11 protein-coding genes and 1 pseudogene are annotated in these 8,181 nt (G+C 54.3%); 11 read left to right on the forward strand and 1 reads right to left on the reverse strand.

Annotated elements, in window-relative coordinates:
- From ACO6BQ_RS11230 to ACO6BQ_RS11275, 10 genes are all read left to right on the forward strand, one after another.
- On the forward strand, positions 1-1,154 hold a 1,154-nt coding region (locus ACO6BQ_RS11230; RefSeq protein ID WP_489120986.1), incomplete at its 5' end, for a site-specific DNA-methyltransferase.
- Positions 1,154-1,693, forward strand: a complete 540-nt coding sequence (locus ACO6BQ_RS11235) for an N-acetylmuramoyl-L-alanine amidase family protein (protein WP_489120987.1) — start codon at positions 1,154-1,156, stop codon at positions 1,691-1,693. The genes ACO6BQ_RS11230 and ACO6BQ_RS11235, both read left to right, overlap by 1 nt.
- A gap of 2 nt (positions 1,694-1,695) precedes the next feature.
- Positions 1,696-1,977 (forward strand): prevent-host-death protein, encoded by a 282-nt coding sequence (locus ACO6BQ_RS11240; protein ID WP_489120989.1) that lies wholly within the window; start codon positions 1,696-1,698, stop codon positions 1,975-1,977.
- Positions 1,977-2,798, forward strand: coding sequence for a DNA cytosine methyltransferase (locus ACO6BQ_RS11245; protein ID WP_489120991.1), 822 nt, complete (start codon positions 1,977-1,979; stop codon positions 2,796-2,798). The genes ACO6BQ_RS11240 and ACO6BQ_RS11245 overlap by 1 nt, the downstream gene beginning before the upstream one ends.
- A 93-nt stretch (positions 2,799-2,891) precedes the next feature.
- Positions 2,892-3,581, forward strand: coding sequence for a hypothetical protein (locus ACO6BQ_RS11250; RefSeq protein WP_489120993.1), 690 nt, complete (start codon positions 2,892-2,894; stop codon positions 3,579-3,581).
- Between the two features lie 57 nt (positions 3,582-3,638).
- A complete protein-coding gene (locus ACO6BQ_RS11255; RefSeq protein WP_489120994.1) occupies positions 3,639-4,439 on the forward strand; it encodes a virulence protein in 801 nt (266 codons plus the stop codon).
- Positions 4,423-4,659, forward strand: a complete 237-nt coding sequence (locus ACO6BQ_RS11260; RefSeq protein WP_489120996.1) for a DUF4314 domain-containing protein — start codon at positions 4,423-4,425, stop codon at positions 4,657-4,659. The genes ACO6BQ_RS11255 and ACO6BQ_RS11260 overlap by 17 nt, the downstream gene beginning before the upstream one ends.
- Positions 4,656-4,832 carry a DUF5049 domain-containing protein gene (locus tag ACO6BQ_RS11265; RefSeq protein WP_489120999.1) on the forward strand — a complete coding sequence of 59 codons (177 nt, stop codon included), beginning with the start codon at positions 4,656-4,658 and terminating at the stop codon, positions 4,830-4,832. The genes ACO6BQ_RS11260 and ACO6BQ_RS11265 overlap by 4 nt, the downstream gene beginning before the upstream one ends.
- Positions 4,833-4,989: 157 nt before the next feature.
- Entirely contained in the window at positions 4,990-5,268 is a 279-nt protein-coding gene (locus ACO6BQ_RS11270) for an Nmad4 family putative nucleotide modification protein (RefSeq protein WP_489121000.1), read from the forward strand.
- Positions 5,269-5,362: 94 nt separating this feature from the next.
- A complete protein-coding gene (locus ACO6BQ_RS11275) occupies positions 5,363-6,964 on the forward strand; it encodes a terminase large subunit (protein WP_489121002.1) in 1,602 nt (533 codons plus the stop codon).
- 228 nt (positions 6,965-7,192) lie between these two features.
- Here ACO6BQ_RS11275 and ACO6BQ_RS11280 read toward each other — a convergent pair whose 3' ends face one another.
- Positions 7,193-7,978: a C39 family peptidase gene (locus ACO6BQ_RS11280; RefSeq protein WP_489121004.1), complete on the reverse strand. Its 786-nt coding sequence runs from the start codon at positions 7,976-7,978 to the stop codon at positions 7,193-7,195.
- Positions 7,979-7,992: 14 nt separating this feature from the next.
- Between ACO6BQ_RS11280 and ACO6BQ_RS11285 the strand changes: the two are divergent.
- A pseudogene (locus tag ACO6BQ_RS11285) lies at positions 7,993-8,127 on the forward strand (phage portal protein); the annotation flags it as partial.
- Positions 8,128-8,181 lie beyond the last annotated feature (54 nt).

The following is an 8,181-nucleotide window of genomic DNA, read 5'->3' on the forward strand; positions in this document are numbered from 1 at the left end:
GCAGTCTGCGGGAGTTCGGATTCGTCAGTCCCGTCATCATCGACAAGGACTACGGTATTCTCGCAGGACACGGGCGCGTTATGGCTGCACGGGCGGAGGGCATGGAGAATGTGCCGTGCGTATTCGTCGACCATCTGACCGAGGCGCAGAAGAAGGCATACATCCTCGCGGATAACCGTTTCGCACTCGATGCGGGCTGGGACGAGGAAATGCTGCGCGTTGAGATGGAAGCCCTGCAAGGCATGGACTTCGACATCTCACTCACGGGCTTCGACGAAACCGAGATTGCCGATCTGCTCTCTCCGGATGACGGTGAAGCGCAGGAAGACGACTTCGACGTGGATGCAGAACTCGCAAAGCCCTGTGTTGCTAAAACAGGGGATGTCTGGCATCTCGGCAAGCACCGTGTGATCTGTGGAGACTCTACACTGCCAGAGACATACGAGCGTCTGCTCGGCAGTGAGAAGGTCAACCTTGTCTGCACGGACCCGCCGTATTTTGTGGCTCTGGAAAGTTCCTCCGGGAAGATCAAGAACGATGATCTGAATGACAAGGACGCCTACGAGTTCCTCAAATCTGCCTTTACCGCCTTCCACTCGGCAATGGCGACAGACGCTTCCATCTATGTTTTCTACGCAACGGCAAAAGCCCGCATCTTTCATGACGCTTATGAAGATGCGGGCTTTAAAGTTGGCGCAGGACTGGTGTGGAAGAAAGACCGACTGGTTCTTACGCGCACGGACTGGAAGTACATCCACGAGCCAATTATCTGGAGATGGAGGAAGGACGGACGGCACAGATGGTACGGCGATCAGAAGCAGACCACTGTCTTTGCATTCGACCGCATCAAGGACTCGAAGAAGGACGGATGCGGACATCCGTCCTCGAAGCCCGTGCCGCTTATCGCATATCTCATCAAGCAGTGTACGCAGACGAACGGCATCGTTCTCGACGGCTTCCTTGGTTCTGCATCAACGCTCATCGCCTGTGAGCAGTTGAACCGTATCTGCTATGGCGTGGAGCTTGAGCCGAAGTTCGTGGATGTCGCTGTTGAGAGGTACATTCAGAGCAAAGGCGGGAATGCCGAAGATGTGTTTTTGGAACGTGACGGTGAGCGCATTCCGTATGCGGATGTGCCGAAGGAGGAATCGTGATGCGTGTGTTTTTGAATCCAGGTCATGCGCCGGACGGAAATCCCGACCCCGGCGCGTGCGGATACGGGCTGCGGGAATGTGACGTTGCAAAGAACGTCGCTGACCTTGTGGCGGGGTATCTCGCTACAGCGGGTGTCGAGGTGGTCGACTGTCTGCAATCCGACAGCCTACACGAAGTGGTCTCGGCTTCCAACTGCAGCGGTGCGGACGTATTCATCTCCGTCCACTGTAATGCTTGTAATGGAGTGGCGCAGGGGACTGAGACGTGGCACTTCTACGGAAGCGGCGCAGGGGAGACACTGGCAAACTGCATTCAGAACCAGATTGTCACATCACTCGGGACTACGGATCGCGGCACAAAGGGCGCAAAGCCCGGTGTCAACGGTCTGTATGTTCTGAGCAACACGGATGCAGTCGCTGTGCTTGTGGAGCTTGCGTTTATTGACCATGCGGGCGATGCGCAGCTTCTCAGTACGCGACAGGATGAATTTGCCCGCGCCATTGCGCGTGGGGTAACGGACTATGAAGGAGCGTGTTGAAGATGAAACTGGAACACATTCAAAATGAGCTGAAGAACCATGTGGGAGATTTCGTGCGGACGGAAGCGAAGGAAGCGACCGTCCTCTGGATGCACGAGAAGGGGCTTCCCGCAGCGCGTGAGGTGTCGGCGGCGTACACGGCGGCGCTGAAAGAGAGCGCGGAGAAGGAGACGGGATGGTGCAGATTCCGTGACCGCATCTTCCTACCGCTTGTCATCGACGGTGCGATCTGGATGACGGGCAAGATGCTTGAGCGCATGACCGCGCCCCATTCCATGAAATGATGACGCTCGGTAGTCTCTTTGACGGGAGCGGGGGTTTCACACTTGGTGCAATTCTTGCGGGGATAGAGCCGAAGTGGGCATCGGAGGTCGAGCCGTTCCCGATTCGTGTCATCACAAAGCGGCTTCCCTCCGTCAAACATCTCGGAGACATTCACAATATCCGAGGGGGCGAGATCGAGCCTGTGGGCATTATCACGTTTGGCTCGCCCTGTACGAATCTCAGTATCGCGGGACGGCGGGAGGGGCTGCATGGGCAGGAATCCGTACTGTTCTTCGAGGCAATTCGTATCGTGCGAGAAATGAGGTGTGCAACGAATGGAAGATACCCAAGATTCATCGTCTGGGAGAATGTCGCAGGAGCGTTCTCAAGTTCCGGGGGACGGGACTTCCAATCCGTCCTTACGGAGATCGTCCGCCTCAAAGAGCCGAAAGCTCCCGAGGTGCCTTTGCCTCAAAAAGGTGGATGGGTGTATGCCGACATTCTCATGGGAGACGGATGGAGCGTTGCTTACCGGCTCATGGACGCACAGGGCTGGGGAGTTCCACAGCGTCGGCGCAGAATCTACCTTGTCGCAGATTTTGCAGGATCAAGTGCCGGACAAATACTATTTGACACCGAAAGCGTGCGCGGGGATCTTGCGCCGTGCTTCGCTTCGTGGCAAGGCACTGCCCGAGAGTTTGCGGATGGCACTGGAACGGCAAGCGAGAGGGTAAGTGCGGGTTTCTGTACCGAGCATTCTGCACAGAGTCGCGGCATCGGCTATGCGAAGGAGACATCTCCAACGCTTCGTGCGAGCAAAGTCCCTGCCGTATTCGAGTAACATGGTGCAGACGCACGGTATAGCGGTCCCCTTCCTGTTGCGCCGACGGTCTCTCGTCATTACGGCACGGGCGGCAACAACCAGCCGCTCGTCATGAAGGACGCGAGGCTCTTCTGCATCTCGTCGTTCCAATCCAATGCCATGTGCTCGGACAATCCGCACTCTGGGATATATGAAACCGAGACGGCGCGGACGATTGACCGGAGCGGCGGGAATCCTGCGTGCTGTCAAGGCGGCGTTGCGGTCGTCTCCATCCAAGGCTCGATGATCGGACGGCAGGAGAAGAACGGTCCGCAGGGAAGCGGCATCGCAGAGAATGTGAGTTTTACGCTCAACACTGCCGACCGTCATGCGGTCTATGCCATGACCACGGGCTGCCACTCTCATTTTGCAAAGGAGAAATGCCCGACGCTCATGGCGCGGGACTTCAAAGACCCGATGGTCGTTAATCAACCCGTCTATGCCGTACGTCGGCTGACACCGACCGAGTGCGGACGCTTGCAGGGCTTTCCCGACGGATGGTGCGCGGGACTTGAAACGGATAATCCCACGGAGGAAGAGATGGCGTTCTGGCGCACGGTCTTTGAGACGCACCGAAAAATCACGGGTGGCAAGAAGCCCAAGACCGATACGCAGATTCGCAGATGGCTCAAGAATCCGCACTCGGATGCAGCAGAGTACAAGATGTGGGGGAACGGCATCGCACTTCCCTGTGTGTTCTATGTCCTTACGGGAATTGCACATTTCGGACGTTCGGTGTATACAACAGAATCCGCTTGCTAATTACTCCGACCAGAGGCATGTATGTAATGACCAAAGTTCATAAAGGAGGAAATCACCATGAAGGTCAATTACAACATCCAAAAGGAAGAGCGCAAGGCGATGGTCGGGATCGTCGGCAAGGTACTCGGCGAAAAGCCCGTCTACTGCGGTGCACCGACATTTTTCTACAAGATCGGAGCGTTCGAAATCACGAAGGATGGCAACCTTTGCTTCGACGATGCCCTTGACGAAGCGACTGTTGCGCGTGTGCGCACGGCACTGCGCGAGGAGGGCTTTATGTCCGAGGGCGGGGAGGACGAGGCTTCCTGCGCGGACACAGGGGCAGACGAGCCGAACCGGACGGAAGAGGCAGTGGATACGCCGCTTCAGACGGAAACGGCGGCAGAACCTGCTCCGACAGAGGAAGAGATGGCAGAACCCGACGAGGACAGCCTTTCGATCAGCCTCCCACGCAGCCTTTTCGCGGAGACCGCGCTGCAGAATCTGGACGCCCTCCTTCTGAGCAAGGGGCGGCTGATTCGTCACGCCTTCGACATCCAAGAAGCGACCTACACACTGACCGATGAGCGCATCACCTTCACATGGCTGCACGGCACGATCACCGACGAGACGGCGAAGGCTTATGCCGCCTTCATCAGCAAACTCTGCGAGATGGCGCGGACGCAGAAGCGTGTCACGGCGAAGGAGAAAATTGTGGACAACGAAAAGTACGCTTTCCGCTGCTTCCTCCTGCGCCTTGGCATGATCGGGAGTGCCTACAAACAGTCGCGCAAGATTCTCTTGCAGAACCTCACGGGCAGTAGCGCATTCAAGAGCGGACATCGGAAGGAGGCGGCACATCATGCAGATGCCGAGTAAAGAGCGGATCGCGGCACTTCGGAAATACTACCCGCGCGGGACGAAGGTGAAACTCCTCGCGATGGACGATCCGCAAGCGCCGCCTGTGGGGACGCTCGGTGAGATACTGGGTGTTGACGATGCCGCGCAGCTTCTCGTCCGATGGGAAACAGGCTCCTCGCTCAGTTTGATCCCCGGCGTGGACTCCTTCCGCATCATGCAGAAAGGGGGCAGATCATGAACGAGAAGGTTTTCGCACAGATCATGGACATCCGCGACTCCGGGCGGGTGAATATGTTCGACATTCCCGCTGTTCAGAGGATGGCATTTGAGATGGAATTCTACGAACTCGTCTGCTTCATCGAGAGAGACCGTGCCGCATATATCCGCTTTATCCTCACGGGTGAAAAATAGTCGACGATTTCAGGGATTCCGCACAGCCTTTCGGGGCTGTGTTTCTCTCGAAAAATAAGTGTAGTTTATCCGAAATATGACTTGCTATATCCTGCGTTTAGAGGCATATATGTACATGACAAAGGGAACAACCTACACAGAAAGCGAGGAACACAAAATGAAAAGCGCAGAAGCAAGATGGCCGAAGACCACCACGATGGAGCACCTCGATGAGATGCGGTTCGGGACGAGCGGCGCGATCCTTCGCTACGGCGAGCAGATCCTTGTCGTCGGGATGGAGTGTTGGGGCTTCCACGCAGCCATCTACGAGATGGTCGAAACGCCGGAAGAGACGGGATTCGCGGACATCGAATGCCGCCTGAACCTTGTCGAAGCCGCCAAGGAGCTTTTCGAGGACGGCGGACACGCGATGGCTTGGTGCATGAAGCGCATCTAAGCCACGCCGAACAACAAAACAGCCCTTCGGGGCTGCTTCTCGTTTCAGATATTGTGAGTCGCTGACGGCGGCTTTTTTTGATGGGGGTGACTCTTTGCGGAAACTGACGGACTACAAGCCGACAAAGTTCATGGCAGAGGACGCACACTATGACAAAGCCGCTGCGGACTACGCCGTGGGCTTTATCGAGTGCCTGTGCCATACGAAGGGGACGTGGGCAGGAAAGCCCTTCGAGCTGATTGACTGGCAGGAACGCATCATCCGAGACATTTTCGGAATTTTGAAGCCGAACGGTTATCGGCAGTTCAACACGGCGTATGTGGAGATTCCCAAGAAGCAAGGAAAATCAGAGCTCGCGGCCGCTGTAGCACTGCTCCTTTGCTGTGGAGACGGTGAGGAACGCGCCGAGGTGTATGGATGCGCCGCCGACCGTCAACAAGCGAGTATCGTGTTCGAGGTCGCAGCAGATATGGTGCGTATGTGTCCTGCACTCAGCAAGCGAGTAAAGATCCTCGCCTCACAGAAGCGTATGGTCTATCTGCCGACGAATAGCTTCTATCAGGTGCTCTCGGCAGAAGCCTACTCGAAGCATGGCTTCAATATCCATGGCGTTGTATTCGACGAACTTCACACGCAGCCGAATCGCAAACTCTTTGACGTCATGACGAAAGGTTCCGGCGATGCGCGAATGCAGCCGCTTTACTTCCTTATCACCACGGCAGGAACGGATACGCAGTCCATCTGCTACGAGACGCACCAGAAAGCGAAGGACATTCTCGAAGGGAGAAAGATCGACCCGACCTTCTATCCTGTGATCTACGGAGCAAAGGTGGATGAGGACTGGACAGACCCGGAGGTCTGGAAGCGGTCGAATCCGTCCCTCGGAATTACGGTCGGCATCGACAAGGTACAGGCAGCCTGTGACTCTGCACGGCAGAATCCCGCCGAGGAGAACAGTTTCCGTCAGCTTCGATTGAATCAGTGGGTGAAGCAGTCCGTGCGGTGGATGCCGATGAACAAGTGGGATGCGTGCGCTCTGCCTGTGGATGCGGAATCCCTCACGGGACGTGTCTGCTACGGTGGTCTCGACCTCTCGTCGACAACCGATGTCACGGCATTCGTGCTTGTGTTTCCTCCGACGGAGGAAGATGAGCCGTTTGCCGTCCTTCCGTACTTCTGGATTCCCGAGGAGAATATCGACCTGCGCGTGCGCCGCGATCATGTGCCGTATGACGTGTGGGAGAAGCAGGGCTTTCTTATGACCACGGAGGGGAATGTGGTTCACTACGGATTCATCGAGACGTTCATCGAGAAACTGGGCGAGAAGTACAACATCCGCGAGATTGCTTTCGACCGATGGGGCGCGGTGCAGATGGTGCAGAACCTCGAAGGAATGGGATTCACCGTTGTTCCATTCGGGCAGGGCTTCAAGGATATGAGTCCGCCGACCAAGGAACTGATGAAGTTGACGCTGGAAAAGAAAATAGCGCACGGCGGGCATCCCGTCATGCGCTGGATGGCAGACAACATCTTCATTCGCACCGATCCTGCGGGCAACATCAAGGCAGATAAGGAGAAATCCACCGAGAAGATCGACGGTGTAATTGCTCTTATCATGGCTCTGGATCGTGCGATTCGGTGTGGGAATGATACGTCGGAATCGGTGTATGAAAATCGTGGCGTGTGGGTGTTTTAGGGTGATTGTATACGCACATATGACCTTGCTATTTCTCGGATAGTACAGGAATATACACATACTGGGCGGACGCAACACGCCGGAGGAACTTTTGAAAACCGCCGAGGAAATTGCAAAGGGTGCAAAATTCGCCGCCGAAATCAACAGCATGGGGCTTTCCTACGAAAGAACATTCTAAGCCGAAACCAAAGCAGGGCACCGCTCGAAGGGGCGGTGTTTTGAAATATGTCACTTTTTTTGTTTGGCAGGGTAAGCAACTACCCAAGGTTGCGATCTTTGGTCTTCAGGCAATACATTGTGGTCAAACCACATGGAGAAAAATTTCTCGCCATTGTTTATCACGTAACCATCTTGAAGATGATCGCAGGTGTCGTATGGGTCAGCCATAATTAGTACATCGTCAGAAAAAGATTCGGTTCCCATATCATCATAGCCGATGATGACTCGCCAATGACCGCCCCAATCTATATTTTCAACCATGACAGGTCTTTGTTGCCGCAGATTTCTTATAACAAAATCTTTGAATGCCATGTAGCTTTCCATAGGTTTTGAGGCTAATCCGGTTTCAACCTGCCAGCCGATGTTTTTGAAGAACGCAACTATGTTGGCTGTATTTGTGCCAATGTGGATGCCTTGAGTTTTCATGCCTTGGGTGAGTTCCATTTCATCAAAGTCGTGATTGCCATAATAGTACAACACCGTTAACGCGGCAGCCGGTCCACAGGTATATTCTGTGGTTTGCTGATATGTTTGGTAATGCGACAATATTAGGAGATTTCGATTTGAACGCATATGATAAAAATCAGGGTGTGCAAAGTAGATGCTTCTTTTGTGGTTAATCTCCTGTGGGGCGGAGGTAGCTCCTTCTAATGTGGGCAGAGAAATGTCTTTAGGCAGAGGGATAATACGTGCTTTGTCTGTGGCAGCATAGCTGGTGGGGATAGCCACCGTCAATAAGATTAGTACAGCATAGATAATAATATTCAAGCGATGAGTTTTTTTGTTAGTAATCATTTTTTACTCCTTTCTACGAGTACAAAGATCGGGGCAAGGAGCGTGTGCCGCAGCATCCGCTGTATTTCCTGCTTCACTATTCGCCCAATCCCGAAATGACTTTTTATATATTTCGAGAGACAGCCATGATTCACCTTCTACTTTGGGGCTTGGATGTACAATCTAAGTGCAACACAATTTAACAAAAAAAGGACTCATAACGA

Source organism: Centipeda sp. (in: firmicutes), assembly GCF_057271695.1.